The 21,086-nt window shown below is 62.1% G+C and carries 17 protein-coding genes; 5 read left to right on the top strand and 12 right to left on the bottom strand.

What is annotated here, in order from left to right:
- Positions 1 to 351: 351 nt before the first annotated feature.
- From modC to nirB, 5 genes are all read right to left on the bottom strand, one after another.
- Positions 352 to 1,494: a molybdenum ABC transporter ATP-binding protein gene (gene modC / locus D8779_RS07720; RefSeq protein WP_136663832.1), complete on the bottom strand. Its 1,143-nt coding sequence runs from the start codon at positions 1,492 to 1,494 to the stop codon at positions 352 to 354.
- Entirely contained in the window at positions 1,491 to 2,183 is a 693-nt protein-coding gene (gene modB, locus D8779_RS07715) for a molybdate ABC transporter permease subunit (RefSeq protein ID WP_136663831.1), read from the bottom strand. The genes modC and modB overlap by 4 nt, the downstream gene beginning before the upstream one ends.
- Before the next feature lie 11 nt (positions 2,184 to 2,194).
- A complete protein-coding gene (modA, locus tag D8779_RS07710) occupies positions 2,195 to 2,941 on the bottom strand; it encodes a molybdate ABC transporter substrate-binding protein (protein ID WP_136663830.1) in 747 nt (248 codons plus the stop codon).
- 286 nt (positions 2,942 to 3,227) lie between these two features.
- On the bottom strand, positions 3,228 to 3,602 hold the full coding sequence (gene nirD, locus D8779_RS07705) for a nitrite reductase small subunit NirD (RefSeq protein ID WP_136663829.1): 375 nt from the start codon (positions 3,600 to 3,602) through the stop codon (positions 3,228 to 3,230).
- Complete coding sequence (nirB, locus tag D8779_RS07700) at positions 3,602 to 6,160, bottom strand: nitrite reductase large subunit NirB (RefSeq protein ID WP_136663828.1); 2,559 nt, start codon at positions 6,158 to 6,160, stop codon at positions 3,602 to 3,604. The genes nirD and nirB overlap by 1 nt, the downstream gene beginning before the upstream one ends.
- 542 nt (positions 6,161 to 6,702) lie before the next feature.
- On the opposite strand from nirB, the gene D8779_RS07695 reads away from it, so the two are divergent.
- Complete coding sequence (locus tag D8779_RS07695; protein ID WP_136663827.1) at positions 6,703 to 10,773, top strand: bifunctional nitrate reductase/sulfite reductase flavoprotein subunit alpha; 4,071 nt, start codon at positions 6,703 to 6,705, stop codon at positions 10,771 to 10,773.
- 98 nt (positions 10,774 to 10,871) lie between these two features.
- Here the strand turns inward: D8779_RS07695 and D8779_RS07690 are convergent, their stop codons facing one another.
- From D8779_RS07690 to hemF, 4 genes are read right to left on the bottom strand one after another with little or no spacing between them, the layout of a single operon-like run.
- Entirely contained in the window at positions 10,872 to 11,498 is a 627-nt protein-coding gene (locus tag D8779_RS07690) for a class I SAM-dependent methyltransferase (RefSeq protein ID WP_136663826.1), read from the bottom strand.
- 6 nt (positions 11,499 to 11,504) lie between these two features.
- On the bottom strand, positions 11,505 to 12,329 hold the full coding sequence (aroE, locus tag D8779_RS07685; protein ID WP_136663825.1) for a shikimate dehydrogenase: 825 nt from the start codon (positions 12,327 to 12,329) through the stop codon (positions 11,505 to 11,507).
- A gap of 28 nt (positions 12,330 to 12,357) precedes the next feature.
- Positions 12,358 to 12,969: a transglycosylase SLT domain-containing protein gene (locus tag D8779_RS07680; protein ID WP_136663824.1), complete on the bottom strand. Its 612-nt coding sequence runs from the start codon at positions 12,967 to 12,969 to the stop codon at positions 12,358 to 12,360.
- 6 nt (positions 12,970 to 12,975) lie between these two features.
- Positions 12,976 to 13,893 (bottom strand): oxygen-dependent coproporphyrinogen oxidase, encoded by a 918-nt coding sequence (gene hemF, locus D8779_RS07675; RefSeq protein ID WP_136663823.1) that lies wholly within the window; start codon positions 13,891 to 13,893, stop codon positions 12,976 to 12,978.
- 256 nt (positions 13,894 to 14,149) lie between these two features.
- On the opposite strand from hemF, the gene D8779_RS07670 reads away from it, so the two are divergent.
- Complete coding sequence (locus D8779_RS07670) at positions 14,150 to 15,127, top strand: NADPH:quinone reductase (protein ID WP_136663822.1); 978 nt, start codon at positions 14,150 to 14,152, stop codon at positions 15,125 to 15,127.
- Between the two features lie 79 nt (positions 15,128 to 15,206).
- On the opposite strand, the gene tsaC is transcribed toward D8779_RS07670, so the two are convergent.
- From tsaC to D8779_RS07655, 3 genes are all read right to left on the bottom strand, one after another.
- Entirely contained in the window at positions 15,207 to 15,764 is a 558-nt protein-coding gene (gene tsaC / locus D8779_RS07665; RefSeq protein ID WP_136663821.1) for an L-threonylcarbamoyladenylate synthase type 1 TsaC, read from the bottom strand.
- Positions 15,765 to 15,818: 54 nt separating this feature from the next.
- On the bottom strand, positions 15,819 to 16,934 hold the full coding sequence (gene dprA, locus D8779_RS07660; RefSeq protein WP_136663820.1) for a DNA-processing protein DprA: 1,116 nt from the start codon (positions 16,932 to 16,934) through the stop codon (positions 15,819 to 15,821).
- 158 nt (positions 16,935 to 17,092) lie between these two features.
- On the bottom strand, positions 17,093 to 18,118 hold the full coding sequence (locus tag D8779_RS07655) for a LysM peptidoglycan-binding domain-containing protein (RefSeq protein WP_136663819.1): 1,026 nt from the start codon (positions 18,116 to 18,118) through the stop codon (positions 17,093 to 17,095).
- Between the two features lie 152 nt (positions 18,119 to 18,270).
- Here D8779_RS07655 and def point away from each other — a divergent pair, with 152 nt between their 5' ends.
- From def to rsmB, 3 genes are read left to right on the top strand one after another with little or no spacing between them, the layout of a single operon-like run.
- Entirely contained in the window at positions 18,271 to 18,777 is a 507-nt protein-coding gene (gene def / locus D8779_RS07650) for a peptide deformylase (RefSeq protein ID WP_136663818.1), read from the top strand.
- A 53-nt stretch (positions 18,778 to 18,830) separates the two neighbouring features.
- Positions 18,831 to 19,775: a methionyl-tRNA formyltransferase gene (gene fmt / locus D8779_RS07645; protein WP_136663817.1), complete on the top strand. Its 945-nt coding sequence runs from the start codon at positions 18,831 to 18,833 to the stop codon at positions 19,773 to 19,775.
- On the top strand, positions 19,772 to 21,085 hold the full coding sequence (gene rsmB / locus D8779_RS07640; protein WP_136663816.1) for a 16S rRNA (cytosine(967)-C(5))-methyltransferase RsmB: 1,314 nt from the start codon (positions 19,772 to 19,774) through the stop codon (positions 21,083 to 21,085). Before fmt ends, rsmB begins: the two co-directional genes overlap by 4 nt.
- The last annotated feature ends 1 nt before the right edge of the window (position 21,086 follow it).

The raw sequence follows: 21,086 nt of genomic DNA, 5'->3' as shown, positions 1-21,086 counted from the left end.
TATTTTTGTGAGCAGCGCTTAAGCCATTCGGCTTATACAGTCGCGCGCACAGATTACTGCACTGAATACTGGATAGAAGCAATCTAAAGAGTGATTTCGTCGGAAAAATGCGCCTCTTAGAGCAAATCTTGCAGGCACTGCGCGCTGAAGCCGTCGGCCGCAAAGAAGGCTCCCAATGCCCGCTCCGCCAAGGTGATGCCGTGGGCGGTGGCAAACGGCGGCTGGGCCACGCTATACCTGCTCGGTTACATCTTCGTGATGTTCCAGGCGGTCGTGGTGCTGGTGTTTGTCGAGCTGAAGTGGATTGGCCTAAAGCGCTCGACAGTCGTCACCAAAGCGCTCGATTAGGCTTCAGTTGGCACTCAGCAATGACACCGATTTAACCTGCGCCCAAAGTGATTGCTCATGCTGAATCTGCAGGTGGTCGAAAGAGTAGCGAGTGATGCGCGCCAGCAGTTGCTCGTCACCCACCTGCAGACGCACCAGCACATGCGCCTGCTCGGCCACGTTGATCCAGTCGACCACCCGCGCTGGGAGCAGGTTGAGCACGCTGCTGGCCTCGGCACGCTGCAGGCTCAGGCTGACATCGCGCGCCTTGATCTTGATCCGCACCGACTGACCCAGCGCTAGCGCCGCATGTGGCAGCTGCAGACCGATAGCACTACCGGGCAATTGCAGGGCAAGCAGCCCGTAGGCCGGATCATGGCCACTGACCACGCCGTCGACCACCGCCTCGGCATCGTCCTCGAAAACAAACGGCAGGTCGGCGCGCAGCAGGGTTTCTTTGAGCGGGCCGCTGGCGCTTACCTTACCGTCCTCGAGCAGCACCAGATGATCGGCCAGGCGCGCCACCTCATCAGGAGAGTGGCTGACATACACAATCGGGATCTGGAGCTCCTGATGCAGGCGCTCCAGATAGGGCAGCACCTCCTGTTTGCGCTTGAGATCAAGCGAGGCCAGCGGCTCATCCAGTAGCAGCAAGCGTGGGCTGGTCAGCAGGGCGCGAGCGATGCCGACGCGCTGCTGCTCACCGCCGGACAGTTTGCCCGGCAAGCGCTGCAGCAAGTGCTCAATGCCGAGCAGCTCCACCGCCTGCTCCAGGGCAATCCGCCGCTGTGCTGCCGGGATGCGTTTAAGCCCGTATTCCAAGTTACGCCGCACCGTGAGGTGGGCGAACAGCTTGGCATCCTGAAATACATAACCCACGGCACGCTGATGCGCCGGCACAAAAATACCCTGGGCGCTGTCCTGCCACAGCTCGCCATTGACCTGCAGGTAGCCGTTCGCCGGCCTATCCAGCCCGGCAAAACAGCGCAGGCAGCTGGTCTTGCCGGAACCGGAATCACCAAACAGCGCGCTGACCCCACGACCCGGCAGATTCAGCTCGACATCCAGACTGAAGCCGGTGTGTTCAACCTTGAAGCGCGCCTGGATCTCGCCCGGCCCGCTGACGGTGCGAATCGCCGCAGCGCGCCGCGAAAATGGCCAGATCATTGCCACACCCGCGTATTGCTGCGCCCGCTGCTTCGTCCAGAGTAGAGCGCCAGCAGCACGATAAAGGAGAACAGCACCATGCCCCCCGCCAGCCAATGAGCCTGGGCGTACTCCATGCTTTCTACGTGGTTATAAATCTGCACGGAGGCCACTTGAGTTTTGCCGGGAATATTGCCGCCAATCATCAGCACCACGCCGAACTCGCCTACGGTATGGGCAAAACCGAGAATCGCCGCCGTGACAAAACCCGGCTTAGCCAGCGGCAGCACCACCGTAAAGAACGCATCCCAAGGCCCCGCGCGCAAGGTAGCGGCAGCCTCCAGCGGGCCCCGTCCAATCGCCTCGAAGGCGTTCTGCAGAGGCTGCACGACAAAGGGCAGGGAATAGAACACCGAACCGATCACCAAGCCGGCAAAGGTAAACGTCAGGGTGCCGAGGCCCAGGCTCTGGGTCAGCTGACCGATAACACCCTGCGGGCCCATGCTCACCAGCAGGTAGAAGCCAATCACGGTCGGCGGTAGCACTAACGGCAACGCGACCACTGCGCCAATCGGCTGCTTCCAGCGCGAATCCGTACGGGCCAGCCACCAGGCAATCGGTGTTCCGATCAGCAGCAGCACGAGAGTGGTCAGCGATGCCAACTCAAGCGTCAGCAGTACGGCGGCGAAATCGGCTTTGCTCAGTGGCATCGCAGCATCCTTTAGCGCTGATAACCGTAAGACCTGATTATTGCAGTCGCTTTTGCGCCTTTCAGGTACTCGATAAAGGCCACCGCCGCGGGGTTATGTACGCCCTTCTTAAGAAGCAACCCGTCCTGCTTGATTGGCGTGTGCAGCTCGGCCGGCACCCGCCAGGCCGAACCGCCGTTGAGCTGGCCATCCTTGTACACCTGCGACAGCGCAACAAAGCCCAGTTCGGCGTTGCCGGTGGCAATGAATTGGTACGTCTGGCTGATACTCTGCCCCTCAACCAGCTTGCCCTGCACCGCTTCGCTCAGGCCGAGCTTTTCCAGCACTTCGCTGGCAGCCAGACCATAGGGCGCAGCCTTTGGGTTGGCCAGCGCCAGGTGTCTGTATTGATTGGCCTTGAGCACTGCATCGCTGCCATCCAGGTAACCCGGTGTGGCCGACCACAACACCAGGTTGCCGACCGCATAGGTAAAGCGCGAGCCCTTAACGCCCAAGCCTTCGCTGTGCAGCTTGGCCGGGGTGCTGGCATCGGCGCTGAGAAATACTTCGAACGGTGCGCCATGCTGAATCTGTGCATACAACTGGCCGGTGGCGCCGAAGGAAGCGACCACTGTGTGTCCAGTGTCTTTCTCGAACTCGGCGGCAATCGCCTGCAGCGGCGCGGTGAAGTTGGCCGCCACCGCGACCTGCACCTGCTCAGCCAAGACCTGACTGCTGAATACCAAGGCGGCGAACAGTGCCGCGATACGAGCTTGCATGGATAACTCCTGGGTGGATGCCGCAGGACAACGGCTGTTCTGTCGACGCTGATTTGCCTGGCTACTCTACCTTCGCTATATCCCACGATATACAGCGATTTGCGCAATAAACCACCAGGCAGATAAACAAAAACAGGGCTGCCGAGAGAATCGACAACCCTGTTACGCAGGCATCAGCGCTGCGAGCTGAGCTGCATAAAGCCAATTACTGACTCAATAGTCAAGTGGCGCCCTATCCAGCTCGCATATCGAGGCTGACTGCCGTCAGCCCCGTTCGATCATTGCTTTAGCTCAGCGCGATTTCCACCGTATCGCCCTGCAACCGAACCAGCCAGGTGCGCAGCTGCTGCTGCGGGTACTCCAGGCAGGTGCCGTCTTGCAGACGGAAGTGCTGCTTGTACAGCGGCGCAGCGATCACCAGATCACCGGCCAGGCTGCCGACAATGCCGCGGCCGATGACGTTGGCGCCCGATAACGGGTCGCGGTTATCGAGGGCAAACAGTTGCTGGTCGCTGGCCTCGTCTGGCAGGTAGAACAGCGCCACTTGCCCACCCTCGATCCACGCGACCACGCCGGAGTTAGCCACCAGGTCCTGGCGGGCACACACGGCTTGCCATTGCAGCGCGTGCTGCACGCTGCGTTCTGCGCTTAATTGGCTCATCAAACCACCTCTTCGAATAGCGGAATAAGGGAACGTTCGTCGTCGCGGACCGGACGAATCTGCGCACGCTCTTTGACGAACTGGATGTCCGGATCGGCGCGCTTGTCGTTAACGAAGGTGCGGAAGCGTTTGAGTTTTTCCGGATCGTTCAAGGCGTTGGCCCATTCGCATTCGTAGCGATCGACCACCAACTGCATCTGCGCTTCAAGCTCGGCGGCGAGGCCCAGGCTGTCATCGATAACCACAGCCTTGAGGTAATCCAGGCCACCTTCCAACGACTCGCGCCATACCGAGGTGCGTTGCAGACGGTCGGCGGTTTGCACGTAGAACATCAGGAAACGGTCGATGTAACGGACCAGGGTGGCGTCATCCAAATCGGTGGCAAACAGCTCGGCATGGCGTGGACGCATGCCGCCATTCCCGGCCACATAGAGGTTCCAGCCATTCTCGGTGGCAATCACGCCCACATCCTTGCTCTGCGCCTCGGCGCATTCGCGAGTGCAACCGGATACCGCAAACTTGATCTTGTGCGGCGAGCGCAGGCCCTTGTAGCGGTCTTCCAGCAGCAGTGCCATGGCCACACTGTCCTGCACACCGTAGCGGCACCAGGTGCTGCCCACGCAGGATTTCACCGTGCGCAGCGACTTGCCGTAGGCGTGGCCGGTTTCAAAACCGGCGGCGATCAGCTCGGCCCAGATCTGCGGCAGTTCGTGCAACTGCGCGCCGAACAAATCGATGCGCTGGCCGCCGGTGATCTTGGTGTAGAGGTCGTATTTCTTCGCCACCGCACCAATCGCAATCAAGCCATCCGGGGTCACTTCGCCACCGGGAATACGCGGCACCACCGAGTAGGTACCGTTCTTCTGCATGTTGGCCATAAAGGTGTCGTTGGTGTCCTGCAGCGGCACCAGCGCCGGATCGGTGATCGAGCGGTTCCAGCAGGAAGCGAGGATCGAACCCACCGCTGGCTTGCAGATGTCGCAACCCACATGGCCACGGCCGTGCTTAGCCAACAGGGTTTCGAAACTCTCGATACCTTCAACGCGGACGATGCCGTACAGCTCTTGGCGGGTATAGGCGAAGTGCTCGCAAAGGCTCTTATCCACCACCACGCCGCGTGCGGTCAGCTCGTGTTCGAACACCTGCTTGAGCAGGGCCGAACACCCGCCGCAGCCGGTGGCCGCTTTGGTACAGGCCTTGAGCCCAGCCAGGTCGCCGCAGCCGCCGTCGATGGCCGCGCAGATCGCGCCCTTGCTGACGTTGTGGCAGGAGCAGATGGTGGCGGTATCCGGCAGCGCATCGGCACCCAGCGCTGGCGCGCCTTCGCCTTGCGGCAGAATCAGGCAGGACGGATCGGCCGGCAGGGTGATGCCGTTCTGCACGTACTGCAGCAGGGTGTCGTAGTAGCTGTTGTCGCCGACCAGCACGGCGCCGATAGCCTGCTTGCCGTCGGCCGAAACCACCAACCGGCGGTAGCTGGCGTTGGCTTCGTCGATAAAGCGATAGCTGCGCGAACCGGCAGTGGCGCCATGGGCATCGCCGATGGAGCCGACGTCGACGCCGAGCAGCTTGAGCTTGGTCGACATGTCCGCGCCCATAAAGGGCTCGCTGTCTTCACCACAGAGCTGGGTGGCGACGCTGCGGGCCATCTGATAGCCCGGAGCGACCAGGCCGAAGATCCCACCATTCCACGCCGCGCATTCGCCGATGGCGTAGATGGCCGGGTCGCTGGTGCGGCACTGGCTGTCGATGGCCACGCCGCCGCGCGGGCCAAGCTCCAGGCTGCACTGTTTGGCAATGGCGTCCTGCGGGCGAATACCGGCGGAGAACACGATCAGGTCGGTCTCCAGAAACTCTTCTCCGGCGAAGTTCATCCGGTAGCGGTACTCGCTGCCGGGGGTAATCGACTGGGTGCCGCGCGACAGGTGCACGCTGACGCCCAACGCTTCGATCTGTGCTTTCAGCGCCAGGCCGCCGTGCTCATCCAACTGCACCGGCATCAAGCGTGGGGCGAATTCCACTACATGGGCTTCCAAACCCAGCGACTTCAGCGCGTTGGCCGCTTCCAAACCGAGCAAACCACCGCCAACTACTACACCACGGCGCTTGCCTTTGGCCGCAGCGCGAATGCCGTCGAGGTCAGCCAGGGTGCGATAGACCAGGCGCGAATCGCCCTCGGCGCCTTCGATCGGCGGCACAAAGGGATAGGAGCCGGTGGCCAGCACCAGTTGATCGTAGGGGAAACAACCCGTGGCGGTGATCACTTCACGACGCTCGCGGTCGATCTCCAGCACCGGCACGCCCAAGTGCAAAGTGACCCCAGGCGTCTGGTACAGCTCAACCGTGCTGAGCGCCAACGACTCGGCATCACGGCCGCCGAAATACTCTGAGAGGTGCACGCGGTCATAAGCACGCAGCGGCTCTTCGCTGAACACATGCACCTGATAGCGGGCCAGGGCGCCACGCTCAATCAGTTGCTCGACGCAATGATGGCCGACCATGCCGTTGCCGATGACGATAAGCCGTTGCTGGTCTGTGGAGGTCTCTGTGCTGTTCATGGCATTTCCCGGCCGAAGCTCATCAGGTTGTTCTGCGGCAATAAAAAAGGCGCCTGAAACCTTGCGGTTTCAGGCGCCTTTGCCTGTTCTGTGCGGTGCCTGTGAGGAGCACCTGATACCCATTGCCTGTGTAGGCTAGCGATCGCCATTGATCGAATGGGCGGCCCGAATGTGGCGGGCTCGACGGGACTTATGCAGTGCTTGTGCCAGTTTTCCCGCAGTGGCCTGCGAGCCGCATAACGCCGAGCTGCAGCCTTGCAAGCGAGCACCCCACCAGACGCGGCAAAGACCCAAAAAGAGGCGAGCCGACCACCCGACGCCCCATTTTGAGTCGCCCCTGCCTTCACCTTTTTCCTCGCACAAATCTCGCTAGGCCTTGCTGCACGGGCGCTGAAGCCGTACCCGCAAACCCTGGCGCGTGCCTTGCTATAGCCCAGCATGGGTAATCAAAGCCGATTGCCCGTCCACGACAAAGACGCCGTGTTGCTCCCGTTTCGACGGAGGGTGGCATGGCGTTTTGCGTTTAAGGTTCAGGAGAAGGTGTGGCGAACAAAACGGTTCGGAGTGTCTGTCCCTATTGCGGCGTCGGTTGCGGCATCGTCATGCAGGTGGAAAACGGCAAGATCGCCAAGGTCAGCGGTGACCCGCAGCATCCGAGCAACTTCGGCCGCCTGTGCACCAAAGGCAGCACCTGCGCCCAACCGCTGAACGAGTCCGGGCGCATGGAGCACGCCTACCTGCGCAGCGAACGCAGCCGCGACCCGGGGCAAATCGCCATGGGAGCCGCCATCAGCGCCGCCGCCGCCCGCCTGCGCACGATTCTCGACGAGCACGGCCCGGACGCCATCGCCCTGTATGTTTCCGGGCAGATGTCGCTGGAGGCGCAGTACCTGGCCAATAAACTGGTCAAAGGCTACCTGGGCAGCAATCAGATCGAATCCAACTCACGCCTGTGCATGGCCAGCGCCGGCAGCGGTTACAAGCTGTCGCTCGGTGCCGACGGCCCACCCGGCTCGTACCAGGATTTCGAGCGCGCCGAGGTGTTCTTCGTTATCGGCGCGAATATGGCCGACTGCCACCCAATCCTGTTCCTGCGCCTGATGGCGCGGGTCAAGGCGGGCGCCAAGCTGATCGTCGTCGACCCCCGGCGCAATGCCACGGCGGACAAGGCCGACCTGTTTCTGCAGATCAAACCAGGCAGCGACCTGCTGCTGCTCAATGGCCTGCTGCATTTGCTGCACCAGAACGGCCACACCGATCCGGCCTTTATTGCCGAGTTCACCGAAGGCTGGGAGGTCATGCCGGACTTTCTGCAGACTTACACCCCCGAATACGTCGCCGCACACACCGGGCTGGATGAGGCCGCCATTCGCCAAGCCGCGCAGTGGATCGGCGAGGCGGGTGAGTGGATGAGCTGCTGGACCATGGGCCTCAACCAGAGCACCCACGGCACCTGGAACACCAACGCCCTGTGCAACCTGCACCTGGCCACCGGCAAGATCTGCCGCCCGGGCAGCGGGCCGTTCTCCCTCACCGGCCAGCCCAACGCCATGGGCGGCCGCGAGATGGGTTATATGGGCCCTGGTCTGCCCGGCCAGCGCAGCGTGTTGGTGGCCGATGACCGCACCTTTGTCGAACAAATCTGGGGCGTGCCGGCCGGCACTTTGCACAACCGCTTGGGCGGCGGCAGCGTGGCGTTGTTCGAGGATCTGGCCGCCGGCAAGGTCAAGGCCTGCTGGATCATCTGCACCAACCCGGTGGCCAGCATGGCCAACCGCGCCACGGTGATCGAAGGGCTGAAAGCCGCCGAACTGGTGATCGCCCAGGACGCCTTCCTCGACACCGAAACCAATCGCTACGCGGACATCCTGCTGCCCGGCGCGCTGTGGGCCGAAGCCGAAGGGGTGATGATCAACTCCGAACGCAACCTGACCCTGATGCCGCAAGCCGTCGAGCCGCCCGGCGAAGCCATGGCCGACTGGCGCATCATCGCCGAGGTGGCTTGCGCCATGGGCTTTGCCGACGGCTTTAGCTACAGCTCGGCCGAGCAGGTATTCGACGAAATCAAACGCTTCCACAACCACAAAACCGGCTATGACCTGCGCGGCGCCAGTTACCCACGCCTACGCCAGAACCCGCTGCAATGGCCCTGCGCCAGCGAGACGGGCGACGGGCGCGCGCCGATCCGCTATCAGAATGACGGCATCAGCCAGACCCTGCACACCCACGCCGACGGCAGCACGCCGCGCCTGGCCTTTGCTACGCCCAGCGGCAAAGCGCAGTTCTTCCCCCGCCCGCACTTGGACCCGGCGGAAATGCCCGATGAAGATTTCCCCTTCGTGCTCAACACCGGGCGCCTGCAGCATCAGTGGCATACCCTGACCAAGACTGGAAAAGTCGCCACGCTGAACAAACTCAACCCCGGCCCCTTTATCGAAATACACCCGCAGGATGCCGCTGCCCTCGGCGTGCGCGACCGCGACTCGCTGGAAGTCCGCTCGCGACGCGGCCACGCCGTACTGCCGGTGGTGGTCAGCGATCGCGTGCTGCCCGGCGGCTGCTTTGCGCCGTTCCACTGGAACGATGTGTACGGCGACAACCTGGCGATCAACGCTGTGACCAGCGACGCCATCGACCCCATCTCGCAGCAGCCGGAATTCAAATTCTGCGCCGTCAGCCTGCGGCGCATCGAGCTGATCAGCCATCAACGCCTCGACACACCTTCTGGCGAGGCGACCACCAATGCGCGTCTTTCCCCTTTGCCTGAGGAACTCGAGATGTCGAGTATCGAAACCTTTGCGGCCCTGGTCGGCGTGAATACCCACACGCCACCGTCATTGAGCGAACGCGAGCGCACCTATATGGCCGGCTTTATCAGCGGCTTGCGCAGCAACCCAGGTGGCGGCGTGCCCAGCCTACCGAGCCAGGCGCCCCTGGCCGAAGCTAACCGTCTGTGGCTGGATGGCATGCTCGCCGGAATGTTCAGCCGCAGCGCGCCAATAGCACAGGCCACAGGCCCTGACGTAACGCTGCTGTGGGCGTCGCAGACGGGCAATGCCGAGGCGCTGGCCGAGCGCTTTGCCGCGCAGCTGCACGATGCAGGGGTGGCTGTGGCGCTCAGCTGCATGGCCGATTATCCACTGGAGAAACTGGCCAGCGCCGGCTCAGTGCTGTTGCTCAGCAGCACCTTCGGCGACGGCGATGCGCCAGACAACGGTCAGGCGTTCTGGAGCGCCCTGCAGACCAGTGACACGCGCCTGGAAAACCTGCGCTATGCGGTACTGGCGCTTGGCGACCCGAATTACGAGCAGTTCTGCCAGCACGGCAAAAACCTCGACCGCCGCCTGACCGAACTCGGCGCCACACCGCTGCGGCCCTGCCTGGATTGCGACAGCGACTTCGACGACAGCGCAGCAGCCTGGCTCAGCGAGCTATTGCCGTTGCTGCGACCCGCCGAAACGGCAGTTCTGGCACACAGCGCCGCCGCAACTGAACCCGCCAGCACACAGCGGATAAGCAAGGCGCAGCCGCTGCCTGCGCGCCTTACGGTCAACCTGCGCCTGAACGCAGCAGGCGCCAGCAAGGACACCCGCCAATTTGCCTTCGCCCTGGGCGACTCCGGCCTCACCTACGAAGCCGGCGATGCCCTCGGCGTATGGCCACGTAACTGCCCAGCCCTGGTTGATGAGGTGATCGAATTGGCGCGCCTGGATGGCGAGCAACGGGTCAGCGTGGCTAAGGTCGGTGAACTGTCGCTACGCGACGCTTTGAGCAGCCATTTCGAGATCACCCGCCCGAGTCACGAGGCACTCGCGCTGGTGGCCGAACGCAGCGCCAGCAACGAGCTGCGCAGCCTGCTAGGCGAGCGCAAAGCCGAGTTGAACGACTGGTTGTGGGGCCGCCAGCTGGCGGATGTGCTGCAGGCCTATCCAGCTGAGCATTCGACCAGCGCGTTGCTGGGCAGCCTCAAACGTCTGCAACCGCGCCTCTATTCAATCTCCTCAAGCCCCAAGGCGCATGCCGGCGAAGTGCACCTAACCGTTTCCGCCGTGCGCTATGGCCAGCGCAAAGGGGCGGCCTCAACCTTTCTCGCCGACCGCGCCGATTGTGCCGAGGTGCCTGTCTTTGTGCAGCCCAATAAACACTTCCGGCTGCCACACGCTGGCGATGTACCGATCATCATGGTGGGCCCCGGCACCGGCGTGGCGCCGTTTCGCGGTTTCCTCCACGAACGGCGCGCGCGCGGCGATACCGGCAAGAACTGGCTGTTCTTCGGCGAACAGCACGCGGCCAGCGATTTCTACTACCGCGACGAGTTAACGGCGATGCAACACGACGGCCTGCTGACCACCCTCAGCCTGGCGTTCTCGCGCGATCAGGCAGCGAAAATCTACGTGCAGGACCGTATTCGCCAACAAGGCGCCGAACTCTGGCGTTGGCTGGAAGAGGGTGCACAGCTGTATGTCTGCGGCGACGCCAGCCGCATGGCCAAGGACGTTGAGCAGGCGCTAAGGGATGTGGCGCGAGAGCATGGTGGTTTGAGCGAGGAGCGGGCGGCAGAGCATATTCGCCGCCTGGCCGAACAGAAGCGTTACCTGCGTGATGTGTATTGAGTAGGGTGGATCACGCTTCATCGATCCACCATTGCGGTGGACGTGAAAAGCGACGTCCATCCTACGGACTGCGCTAATCCAGGCTAAATGCTAAGGCGTCAGAGCCGGCGCCATACACTGGCCAACCAAGGCTGCTGCTCACGCGGTAAGCCCGCCGGGCGGTAGTAATGCTGCAGCTCGCTAAACCCGGCGGCGTTAAGCAACACACGCCAGTTGGCCAGGTCGTAATAGGCGCCATAACGGTCGCCATTCCAGCCTTCCTGGTTTTCACCACGCGGGTTGGAGCTGAACAGCACGCCACCCGGTTTCAGGCAGGCATGCAGCTGCGCCAACACCCGTGGCAGTTCCTGGCTGGGAATATGAAACAGCACGGCATTGGCAAATACACCGTCGAAGCGCTCAGGTGGCAGATCGAGAGCAAGAAAATCCTGCTGCCAGGCTTCGCAGCCGCTGTCGGTGCGTGCCATCTCGACAAAGCGCGCGCAACCATCCAGACCCACCGCGGTGTGACCCATGGCCTTGAAGGTGCGCAAATCGCGGCCCGGGCCACAACCGAAATCAAGAATCTGGAAGGGCGCAGTCGCCTGAATAGGCGCGAGCAGGGCGGCAATGTTCTGGCTGACATCGTGATCACGGGTGCCATCACGAAAGTCTTCGGCGCAGTCTTGATAGTGCTGCACCGTCAACGCACTGATGTGCGCCAACGTCTCCGGGCTTAATCGCACAGGCGCTTAACCCGCAGCCAATAGACGGCGCAGCTCGGCCAGCACCGGCGCGCTGTCGGGGCGCACATCGCGCCACAGGGCAAAGGCTTCGGCCGCCTGCTCGACCAACATGCCCAAACCATCCAGCGTGCGCACCGCGCCATGCTCGGCCGCCCAGCAGTTGAACGCCGTCGGTTCCTTGCCATACATCATGTCGTAGCAGACCGTGTGAGCCGGCTGAATCAGGCTCGGCGCAATCGGCGGTACAGCACCGGCCAGGCTGGCCGAAGTGCCGTTGATGATGATGTCCACCGGCGCATCGATCCAGTCATAACCGCTAGCAACCACCGGGCCGAGATCGGCGAATTCGCGGGCCAGCTGTTCGGCTTTTTCCACCGTACGGTTGGCAATCACCAGTGCCGCCGGTTGCTCGGCCAACAACGGTTCGAGCACACCCCGTACGGCGCCACCTGCACCGAGCAGGAGGATGCGTTTGCCCTTGAGTGTCACGCCGGCATTTACCGTCAGATCACGCACCAAGCCGGCGCCGTCGGTGTTGTCACCCAGCAGGCTGCCATCCGCCAGCTTCTTCAAGGTGTTCACCGCACCCGCGCGTTGGGCGCGGGCACTCAAGCTGTCGGCCAGGGCAAACGCCTGCTCCTTGAACGGCACGGTGACATTGGCGCCCCGACCTTCGACGAAAAACGCCTGGGCAAAACCGGGGAAGTCCTCCAGCGGTGCCAGCAAGGCTTCATAACTCAGCTGCTCACCCGTCTGCTCGGCAAACAAACGATGAATCAGCGGCGACTTGCTGTGGCCGATGGGGTTGCCGAAAACGCCGTAGCGGTCCATGAACACTCCTCAGAAATAAGTCGGCGACCTAGAACGGCCACCAGCTGCGATTATCCTCCAGCTCGGCGCGACACTGCTTGAGCTGCCAACCATAGGCCTTGGCCTGCTGCTCGACCTTGCGCGCCACCTGCATCAACCAGGGTTTGCCGTTGTAGCTGCCGCGGCGATAGCCACCACGTCCTTCGTGATAGGCCAGGTACTGGTTGTAAGCGTCCCACTTGGAAATACCCAGCTCACGCTGGCTGGCGTCGGCGTACCAACCCACGAACAGCAGGGCGTCGTCGAAGCTGCTGCGCGAGCCGCCATTGCCGGTGGCGCGCTGGTAGTCAGCCCAGGCCGGGTCCTGCGCCTGGGCATAGCCGTAGGCTGAACTGACCCGTCCCCAGGGAATGAAACCGAGAAAGTAGTAGCGTGGCGGCAGGGCATCATGGCGGTAGCCGCTCTCCTGCTTGATGACCGCCATGGCCACCTGCATGGGCGTGCCCCACTGCCGTTCCATCACCAACGATTCTTCATACCAATCCGGGTACTGGCGATAGATCGCGCACAGGTTGCCCACGTCGCGGGGCGGCGGCGTGGCGCAACCAGCCAGCAACAGTGCGGCGATCAACAGGCAGCCGATTCGCAGCGAACGCCCCACCCTGACTCAGGCCTGTCCGGCGAGCCAGTCGCGGTCAGTCAGGAAATACTCGTTCAACCGCGCCTCTTCGCTGCCGGGCTCGGGCTTCCAGTCATAGCCCCAACGCACGTGCGGCGGCAGAGACATGAGGATCGACTCGGTGCGTCCGCCGGACTGCAAACCGAACAAGGTGCCACGGTCGAACACTAGGTTGAATTCGACGTAGCGACCACGGCGGAAGGCCTGGAACTCACGCTCACGCTCGCCATACGGCGTCAGCTTGCGGCGCTGCACGATGGGCAGGTAGGCCGCCAGATACGCGTCGCCGATGGCGCGCATAAAGGCGAAGCTGGTGTCGAAGTCCCACTGGTTGAGATCGTCAAAAAAAAGCCCGCCAATGCCGCGCGGCTCATCCCGGTGCTTGAGGTAAAAGTAGCGATCGCACCAGGCTTTAAACTTCGGATAAACCTCGGCCCCGAACGGCGCGCAGGCGTCATGGGCGACTTGGTGCCAGTGCGCGCAGTCTTCGTCATTGCCGTAATAAGGGGTCAGGTCGAAACCACCACCAAACCACCACACGGGTTCTTCACCTTCCTTCTCCGCGCTAAAGAAGCGCACGTTGGCGTGGGAGGTCGGCACATAAGGGTTCTCCGGGTGCATCACCAGCGACACACCGAGGGCTTCAAAACCACGACCGGCCAACTCGGGGCGATGGGCGCTGGCCGAGGGCGGCAGGCTGTCACCGAACACATGGGAGAAATTCACCCCACCCTTTTCGATCAGCGCACCGTTCTCCATCACCCGCGTGCGACCGCCACCGCCGGCGGGGCGCTGCCAGGCGTCCTCAAAGAACTCGGCGGCGCCATCCTCGGCTTGCAGGGCAGCGCAGATACGGTCTTGTAAATCCAGCAGGTAGGCTTTGACGGCCTCAGTACGGTCACTCACGGCGGCACCTTGAATCAGCTAAGACCGCTCAGCAGCACAGGGGCTGAGCGGCGAAATCGATGGCAAGCATAACATTATGGTTTGCCATCCATGGCTGCCTCCAGGGCCGTCGCGACGCAACGTTAAATTGCCTCCCGGCCATTTTTTGGCCAGCGCCACACCGCAGTTGACGCCGGTCAATGCAGACGATTGGATAACGGCACTTTTCTGCCCGTGCGGGCATGATTCAATCATCCATTCGCCGAGGAACCTGAAAATGGCTATGCGTATCCAGTTCAACCGTCACGGCGGCCCGGAAGTACTCGAATACACCGACTACAACCCAGCCGCTCCAGGTCCTAATGAAGTGCGGGTGCAAAACCAGGCCATCGGCCTGAATTTTATCGACACCTATTTCCGCAGCGGTCTGTACGCACCGCCGGCGCTGCCATCCAGCCTGGGCACCGAAGGTGCCGGCATCGTTGAGGCCGTGGGCTCGGCCGTTAGTCACTTTCAGGTCGGTGATCGCGTGGCTTATGCCACAGGGCCATTGGGCGCGTACAGCGAGCTGCATGTGCTACCCGCCGACAAACTGGTGAAACTGCCGGATGCGATCAGTTTCGAACAGGCTGCGGCCGTCATGCTCAAGGGCCTGACCGTGCAATACCTGTTGCGCCAGACCTTTTCCCTGCAAGGCGGCGAAACCATCCTGTTTCACGCCGCCGCCGGCGGTGTCGGCTCCCTCGCCTGCCAGTGGGCCAAGGCGCTTGGGGTCAAACTGATCGGCACTGTGAGCTCGGCCGAAAAAGCCGCGCGGGCTATGCAACAAGGCGCCTGGGCAACCATCGACTACAGCCATGAGAACGTCGCCCAGCGCGTGCTGGAACTGACCGATGGGCAGAAGTGCCCAGTGGTCTACGACGGCGTCGGCAAGGACACCTGGGAAACCTCGCTGGAGTGCGTGGCCCCGCGCGGTTTACTGGTCAGCTTCGGTAATGCTTCCGGCGCGGTAACCGGAGTTAACTTGGGTCTTCTGGCGCAGAAAGGCTCGTTGTTCGTCACTCGCCCGACCCTAGCGGGCTATGCCAATACGCCGGAACGCCTGCAGAGTATGGCGGATGAGCTGTTTGCCATGATCAGCAGCGGTCAGCTGCAGGTGGAGATCAGCAACCGTTATGCGCTCAAGGATGCGGCGCAGGCACAAACAGCGCTGAGTGCCCGGCAAACCACCGGTTCGACCATCCTGCTTCCTTGAAACTACGTAGCCCGGATGCAATCCGGGGACCGTGTCGGCCATCCCCGGATTGCATCCGGGCTACGAGAAGAAGCGAAACCTACGACGCCCTGACCACATCACCGCTGATCAAGTCGCGAATCAGGCTGGGGTTCTTGCGTCCACCCAAGGCCCCGCCCAGCACAGCATCCAGCTGACCGGGGAAGTACTGTTCGACCCGCAGACGCGAACGGGCCGAGGGCCGCCCTGCCGGATTGGCCGAGGTCGACACCAACGGCCCGGTCAACCGGCATAGCGCACGCACTTGTGGATGGTCGCTGACGCGCAGGGCCACGCTGCTGTATTGGCCGCTGATCCACTCCGGCAAGCGGTTCTGATGCGGCACCAGCCAGGTATTGGGGCCCGGCCAGCTGCCAGCCAAACGCGCCAGCCAGATTTCCGGAAGGTCTTCGAGAAGGAAGTCGAACTGCTCGATCTCGGCCGCCACCAGGATCAGCCCCTTGTGCACAGGACGGTCCTTCAGTGCCAGCAGGCGCTCCACCGCCTCGCCATTCCAGGGATCACAGCCCAGCCCCCATACCGCTTCGGTCGGATAGGCAATCACTCCACCACTGCGCACCACCTGTGCGGCTTGTTGTATTTGCCAATTGCTGACCATGCACTGCTCTCCGCTAAACACTTGACGGGCAGTGTATCCAAGCCAAAGCCCTGTTCAAGGTGCGCGGCCTACCCAGCGACCATTTTCACAGGCCACTCGCCCCTCCAGCTCCAGCTCTGTCAGCGCCGCCAGCACCTCAGCCAACGGCAAGCCACTGGCCACCACCAGCGCTTCGCTGCTGTGCGGTGCGGCATGCAGCAAGGCCAACAAGGGATGGCTGGCCGACTCTGGTTGGCGCGAGGGGCTTGTGGGCGGCTGCACCTGCCAGCCGCGCAGGGCCTGCAGAATATCTTCGATACTTTCCACCAAAGTCGCGCCTTCACGGATCAACTGGTGGCAGCCACGCGCACCGGGATGGTGGATAGAGCCAGGAATCGCATACACCTCACGACCCTGCTCGGCCGCCAGACGCGCGGTGATCAAGGAGCCGCTAGACGGGCTGGCTTCCACCACCAGCACGCCCACGGAAAGGCCGCTGATGATTCTGTTCCGGCGCGGAAAATTACTCGCCTGAGGCGGGCAATCCAGCGGCAACTCGGAAATCAGCGCGCCACCATTGACCACAATCGCTGCCGCCAACGCTTTGTGCCGCGCCGGATACAAGCACTGCAAACCGGTGCCGAGCACCGCTACCGTCTTGCCGTTCGCGTCCAGTGCACCCTGATGCGCCGCGCCATCAATCCCCAACGCCAATCCGCTGGTAATCACAAATCCGCCAGCGGCCAGGCTGCGCGCGAAGCTCTGCGCCGTATCCAAACCCGGTCGTGAGGCACGCCTGCTGCCAACCATAGCCAGTTGTGGCTGTTCCAGCAGCGCAGGGTCACCGTCGATAAATAACAGCGGTGGTGCATCCGCCAGTTCACCCAGCAGTCCCGGATAAACAGGGTCATCCCACATCAGCACATGTTGGGTATCGCCCTCCAACCAGGCCAGGCTGCGAGCCGCGCGCTCACGGACTTCGCTACTGCGGCGCGCCTCACTGCAAGATTGCGGCAAGCCGAGTGACCGCCAGGCGCTGGCCGGTGCACTAAGCGCCGCCGAAGCACTGTCGAAAGCACTGAGCAATTTACGAAAACGACGAGGGCCTAACTCTGGCAAGCAGTGCAGGCGCAGGCGGGCTTCCAGTTCAGCTGGAGAAATGGCAGGAGAAATAGCAGAAGATTGCGACATCCGGATCATCCTTGATCGGTCGCGCCGCGTGGGCGACAGGGGCGTCTTGTAGCAAAAAATGTTGGCCGTTCGTTTAAACGTCGCAGCGCGACGGTTCAAGGTGGCGAGCCAGAAACAGGACGCCATAAAAAGCCCCGCATTCGCGGGGCTTTTTGGTGTTACGGGTTACGCACTTTATCCATGACGGCCAGTGAGCGAGAAGCGCCCAACACCAGGCCATAGCTGAGCTTGTCATAGGTGCGGAACACCATCAGCAAGCCTGAACGCTCGTCCGGAATTTTCACCGACTCGCCTGAAATGCGGTCACGCACGGTTTCACCGGTCTTGTAGATCGCCAACACGTTACCTTCACTCAGACCGTCACGGGCGCCCTTGTTGATGGTTACCACGTCGAACTGACCAATCTGGGTCACGCCGCGCGGCACATCGAGGATCACACCGCTGATCTCACCAGCCGGCTCACTCGGCATAAAGGTCGAGTTGATCGATCGCTCTTCGGTGGCGAACAGACGGTCGCCAAGGCGAACCTCTTGAGTCGAACGACTTAGCAACATAGTGCCGACATCGCCTTCTTCGGCCACGATCTCGCCCGAACCAATGTCGTCGGCGTTGATCCCGAGAAACTCCTGGGTATCAGGATCGGTGTAGGTTTTACCCTGGCGAAAAATGCCGTAAATAGGTGCTGATTCATTAAAACTGCCGCGGGCATACACTCGATCGCCGGCGCCACTGACCACGCGCTCAGCATTGCCTGCCACGATGTACGGCGCACCCTGGAACTGCTCAGGGGTATCAACGATACGGTTGCTCAGCAGAAAGCTGTTGATAGCTTCCAGCGGAATCGCCGGAATCGCCTCAGCCATTGGCGTGCTGCGTACCTGCGGCGACAGCTTGATGGTGCCGCGCGACTCGCCGCGATTGAGCATCAGGCGTGGCTGACCATCGACATAGACCAAGCTAAGCTGGTCGCCTGGGTAGATCAGGTGAGGATTTTCCACCTGTGGATTGGCGTGCCAGATCTCAGGCCACTTCCACGGTTGGCTCAGAAACTTACCGGAAATATCCCAGAGGGTATCGCCCTTGACCACGGTATAACGGTCTGGGTGACCGTCCTTGAGTTGCACGGCGGCCTGGGCCAAGCCACTTGCCGCAATTAGCAGCAGGGCGAGTAGTGATTTCCTCATGCGGTGAATCCCTTTATTATGTGCCTTCACGTAGAGCGCCCTAGCGCCGCGACAAAACCCAGTCGTGCTGCGGCGTGAAGCCGTTTTTCAATGCTGCTCATCATCTTAGCAGCGGATTTTGACTTTATTCCACAAGTGCATCACAAACGCATATGGCGATTCTTAATATCCTCGAATTTCCCGATCCGCGTCTGCGCACCATCGCTAAGCCGGTGGACGTAGTCGACGACGCCTTGCGTCAGCTGATCGATGACATGTTTGAAACCATGTATGACGCCCCTGGCATCGGCCTGGCAGCCACACAAGTCAACGTGCACAAGCGTTTGGTGGTGATGGACCTGTCGGAAGACAGGTCCGAGCCACGGGTGTTTATCAACCCCGAGTTTGAGCCTCTGACTGATGAGGTGGACCAATATCAGGAAGGTTGCCTGTCGGTACCGGGGTTCTACGAGAACGTCGACCGCCCGCAAAAGGTCAGGATCAAGGCACTGGATCGCGACGGCCAGCCCTATGAGCTGATCGCCGAAGGCCTACTGGCGGTGTGCATCCAGCACGAGTGCGACCACCTTAACGGCAAGCTGTTTGTCGATTACCTGTCTAATCTCAAACGCGACCGCATCAAGAAGAAGCTGGAAAAGCAACATCGCCAGCAGGCTTGAGCCACACCTTTCAAAGGCTTGCTACGGCAAGCCTTTTTCTTTAGCGAGCCCCCATGACTGAAGCACTGCGTATCGTGTTTGCCGGCACTCCGGAATTCGCCGCCGAACACCTCAAAGCCCTGCTCGACACACCCCACCAGATCGTAGCGGTGTACAGCCAGCCAGATCGGCCGGCCGGTCGCGGGCAAAAGCTCACGCCCAGCCCGGTCAAACAACTCGCCCTGCAACACGATATTCCGGTGTATCAGCCGCAAACCCTGCGCGACCCGGCAGCGCAGGCCGAGTTAGCAGCGCTCAAGCCTGACCTGATGGTAGTCGTCGCCTATGGCTTGATCCTGCCGCAAGTGGTGCTCGACACCCCACGCTTGGGTTGCATCAACAGTCACGCCTCACTATTGCCACGCTGGCGCGGAGCGGCGCCGATCCAACGGGCGATTGAAGCAGGAGATGCCGAATCGGGTGTGACCGTGATGCAGATGGAGGCCGGCCTGGATACTGGACCGATGCTATTGAAAGCCAGCACCCCAATCGCTGCAGAGGACACCGGCGGTAGCTTGCACGACCGCTTGGCCAGCCTCGGGCCGCAAGCTGTGATCGAAGCCATCAGCGGTCTAGCCGCTGGCACCCTGATAGGCGAGGTGCAGGACGACAACCTGGCCACCTATGCGCACAAACTGAACAAAGAGGAAGCCCGCATCGACTGGAGCCGCCCGGCCGTTGAGCTGGAGCGCCTAGTACGTGCCTTCCATCCCTGGCCGATCTGCCACAGCACGCTGAAAGACGATGCATTGAAAGTACATGCGGCAGAGCTAGGCGAGGGCAGTGGACCCGCCGGCAGCATTCTCGCCGCCGACAAGTCCGGGCTGACAGTCGCATGCGGCACCGGCGCGCTGCGCCTGACTCGCCTGCAGCTGCCCGGCGGCAAAGCATTGAACTTCAGTGACCTGTACAACAGCCGCCGCGAGCAATTCGCCGTGGGCCTGGTGCTCGGCCAATGAACCCACGTCTCGCTGCTGCTCGCGCCCTGGCCGTCGTCCTCAATGGCAAAGCCTCACTGGGCAGCAGCCTGCCGCCGCTGCTGGATAAGGTCGAGCAGCGTGACCGTGGTCTGGCTCAGGATCTGGCCTTCGGCACCGCACGCTGGCAACCGCGCCTGGCCCTGATCGCGGAAAAGTTGCTGCAAAAGCCGTTCAAGGCTAACGATCGTGATGTCGAAGCGCTGCTGCTGATCGGCCTGTACCAGCTGTTCTACACGCGTATCCCGCCTCACGCGGCCATCGGCGAAACCGTAGCCTGCGTCGATAAATTGAAGAAGCCCTCGCTTAAAGGCCTGCTCAACGCCGTGCTGCGCAACGCCCAACGCGACAACGAGAGCATCATCGCCAGCCTGGATCGCGACCCGGTGTTGCATACCGCTCACCCACGCTGGCTGCAAAAGGCTCTGAAAGCTCAGTGGCCTGAGCAGTGGGAGGCGATTTGCGCCGCCAACAACGCCCACCCACCACTGATTCTGCGGGTCAATCGCCGACTCAGCACACGGGACGACTATCTGGCCGAGCTACGCCGGGTCGGCTTCGAGGCCGAGCCCAGCCTCTATAGCGCTGATGGTATTCGCCTGCTCCAAGCCTGCGATGTCACCACCCTGCCAGGCTTTGCCGAGGGCCGCGTCAGCGTGCAGGATGAAGCCGCGCAGCTGGCCGCCGAACTGCTCGATCTGGCCCCCGGCCAACGCGTGCTGGATGCTTGTGCCGCGCCGGGCGGTAAGACTTGCCACCTACTCGAAGCCGAGCCCGAACTGGCAAGCGTAGTGGCGGTGGATCTGGAAGAAAAACGCTTGGTCCGCGTGCGCGAAAACCTCAAGCGCCTGGGCCTGCACGCCGAACTGATCGCCGCCGATGGCCGTGACCTGGCTGCCTGGTGGGACGGCAAACCGTTCCAGCGCATCCTGCTCGATGCGCCTTGCTCGGCCACCGGCGTGATTCGCCGCCACCCCGACATCAAACTAACTCGCCAACCCGACGACATCCCCGCACTCGCCAAGCTGCAGAGCGAGCTGCTGGATAGCTTGTGGCAGACCCTGGAAGTCGGCGGCATCCTGCTCTACGCCACCTGCTCGGTGATGCCGGCAGAGAACAGCGAGAATATCGCCGCCTTTCTGACGCGCACTCCGGGCGCCCGTGAGCTGGATATTGCCGGTGCCTTCGGTCACAAGACCACCCACGGTCGTCAGCTCTTCCCGCAAGTCGACGGCCACGACGGCTTCTACTATGCCAAGCTGATGAAAATCGCTGCCGCCCCACGCGGCTGAG

Source organism: Pseudomonas leptonychotis (genome assembly GCF_004920405.1).
GTDB lineage: Bacteria > Pseudomonadota > Gammaproteobacteria > Pseudomonadales > Pseudomonadaceae > Aquipseudomonas > Aquipseudomonas leptonychotis.
The sequence above is the reverse complement of the archived record's forward strand: the minus strand, read 5'-3'. Positions and strand labels throughout refer to the sequence as shown.

Bases quoted from the DNA above. Each gene is read 5' to 3' on its own strand.
- modC (WP_136663832.1), bottom strand. From the start codon at position 1,494: ATGATCTGGCCATTTTCGCGGCGCGCTGCGGCGATTCGCACCGTCAGC.
- modB (WP_136663831.1), bottom strand. From the start codon at position 2,183: ATGCCACTGAGCAAAGCCGATTTCGCCGCCGTACTGCTGACGCTTGAG.
- modA (WP_136663830.1), bottom strand. From the start codon at position 2,941: ATGCAAGCTCGTATCGCGGCACTGTTCGCCGCCTTGGTATTCAGCAGT.
- nirD (WP_136663829.1), bottom strand. From the start codon at position 3,602: ATGAGCCAATTAAGCGCAGAACGCAGCGTGCAGCACGCGCTGCAATGG.
- nirB (WP_136663828.1), bottom strand. From the start codon at position 6,160: ATGAACAGCACAGAGACCTCCACAGACCAGCAACGGCTTATCGTCATC.
- aroE (WP_136663825.1), bottom strand. From the start codon at position 12,329: ATGGACCGCTACGGCGTTTTCGGCAACCCCATCGGCCACAGCAAGTCG.
- D8779_RS07670 (WP_136663822.1), top strand. From the start codon at position 14,150: ATGGCTATGCGTATCCAGTTCAACCGTCACGGCGGCCCGGAAGTACTC.
- tsaC (WP_136663821.1), bottom strand. From the start codon at position 15,764: ATGGTCAGCAATTGGCAAATACAACAAGCCGCACAGGTGGTGCGCAGT.
- dprA (WP_136663820.1), bottom strand. From the start codon at position 16,934: ATGTCGCAATCTTCTGCTATTTCTCCTGCCATTTCTCCAGCTGAACTG.
- D8779_RS07655 (WP_136663819.1), bottom strand. From the start codon at position 18,118: ATGAGGAAATCACTACTCGCCCTGCTGCTAATTGCGGCAAGTGGCTTG.
- def (WP_136663818.1), top strand. From the start codon at position 18,271: ATGGCGATTCTTAATATCCTCGAATTTCCCGATCCGCGTCTGCGCACC.
- fmt (WP_136663817.1), top strand. From the start codon at position 18,831: ATGACTGAAGCACTGCGTATCGTGTTTGCCGGCACTCCGGAATTCGCC.
- rsmB (WP_136663816.1), top strand. From the start codon at position 19,772: ATGAACCCACGTCTCGCTGCTGCTCGCGCCCTGGCCGTCGTCCTCAAT.